Raw genomic sequence first — 1,790 nt, 5'->3', positions numbered from 1 at the left:
CCGCCCTGCTGCAGGCCCGCCACGATGCCCAGGCCCTGGCCGGTGTGCAGGCGCAGCGCACCCATCACGGCCAGATTCTGGTCCTTGCCGGCCGACCAGTGCACGGCCTCGCCGGCCGTCACTTGCAGGTGCTTGGCGGCGACCTGCGCCAGCCCGGCGCGCGCGGCCATCAGCACGACAGGATCGGTGGGGTGCGGCACTTTGCCCTGCGCGGCCTGCGTGTGCCTGGCCGCAGCATCGCCGCGGGCGCCATCCAGGCTGTCGCCCGCGACCGTGCCCGAGACCGCGCGGTGCATGGCCGCCAGCGGCGCCTTGTCGCCATCGAGCACGCTGGCCTGCGGCCCCTTGGTGCCCAGCGCCGTGGCCAGCCGCAGGCCCTGGTGGGCGCCGACGACGCCGTCCAGCGAACGCGCCATCTGCTCGGTCTGGCTGGCCAGCGCCTGCACGCCCGCCGCATCGCCCACGGCGCTGGCGTTGCCGCCGGTGGCGCTGTAGGTGGTGAGCAGCACGCCCGCGCCGCCGCGCACGGCGCCGTAGGCGTCGGTGCGCAGTTCGGCGCCTACGCCGCGCAGGCCGCCGCGGTAGTTGCCGGCCTGGTGGATAAGGTGGCCCAGGTTCAGTTCCGAGGCGTCCTGGCTGCTCTTGACCTGCATGCGCAGCTGGCCGTCGGTGTCGTCGAACACGATCTGGTTGTAGCCCGCGCCGCCGAATTCCTTGCTCTTGAAGCCGGTCAGCGCGGCCGCGTTGCGGTGGTTGTCTTCGCCGGCGGCCGCGCCGTGCCAGGCCGGCGCGTTGCCCGCGGCCAGGTTGGCCTGGGCGCTGGGCGCGTTGTCGCGCGCGGCGGCGTAGACCTGCGTATCGGCCGCGCTGCCTGCGCGCCCGCCTGGTGTGGCGGGCGTGCCACCTTCGCCGCGGCCGTTGTACAGCGCGCCCACGACGATGGGCTGGTCGATGTCGTCGTCCAGAAAGCGCACCAGCACTTCTTGCCCGATGCGCGGCACGAAGCTGATGCCCATGCCGGCGCCCGACTGGCGCTGCGCCACGCGCACCCAGCGGCTGCTGGCCTCGCCGTCCTGGCTGCCCGCCTGCCAATGGAATCTGATGCGCACGTCGCCGCGCTTGTTGCGCAGGATCTCGTCGCTTTGCCTGGGTTGCGTGCCGCCTTCGGCGTCGGTGACCACGGCGGTGTGCACGCCGTGGACCGAGGGCGCGCCGCCCAGGCGGGCGCCGCCCAGGCGGGCGCCGCGCGTGGCCGGCAAGGCGGGACGCCAGGGGCGGTCGCAGCGCACGGCTTCGAAGCGGTTGGCGTAGCCGACTTCGCGGGCCTTGGCGAGAACCGCGGGGTCGGGGGAGATCGACGCATCATCCCACGTCGAACCATCGCCAGTCTCTTGCGGCGCGGCGATCGCCTCGCCATCCAGCGTCAGATACGCATCCAGCCCGCCCAGACGCTGCGACAGCGACGCCCGCGTGTCGGGCGGCAGGTTGTTGATGCCCACGTGCTCGATCCAGTCCAGCGCGAAGACCGGCTCGAATCCGGCTTCGCCCGTCGGCCCCAGCGATGACATGTCCTGCAGCGTAAAGCGCGTGCCCGAGCGGAACGTGCGCACCACGCCCCGCCCGGCGAAGGTCTCGGCGCGGGCGCGCACGGCCTCGCGCGCCAGTTCCGCCTGGCGGCGGGCCTGGGCCTCGTTGGCAAAGCCGCCGTGGCCGGCGATGTCGTACCAGTCCAGCCCGGCGGCGTCGTCCTGCCCGCTGGCCGCGTTGACCAGCGCCTGCGCGGCCACCGC

At 74.0% G+C, this 1,790-nt stretch carries 1 protein-coding gene; it reads right to left on the bottom strand.

Going from position 1 to position 1,790, the window contains the following annotated elements:
- Positions 1 to 1,790: type VI secretion system Vgr family protein (locus tag U858_RS0132975; RefSeq protein ID WP_025141339.1), on the bottom strand; the 1,790-nt coding region annotated here is incomplete at both ends.

The organism is Achromobacter sp. DH1f (genome assembly GCF_000633435.1).
Taxonomy (GTDB): domain Bacteria; phylum Pseudomonadota; class Gammaproteobacteria; order Burkholderiales; family Burkholderiaceae_B; genus Achromobacter; species Achromobacter deleyi.
The sequence above is the reverse complement of the archived record's forward strand: the minus strand, read 5'-3'. Positions and strand labels throughout refer to the sequence as shown.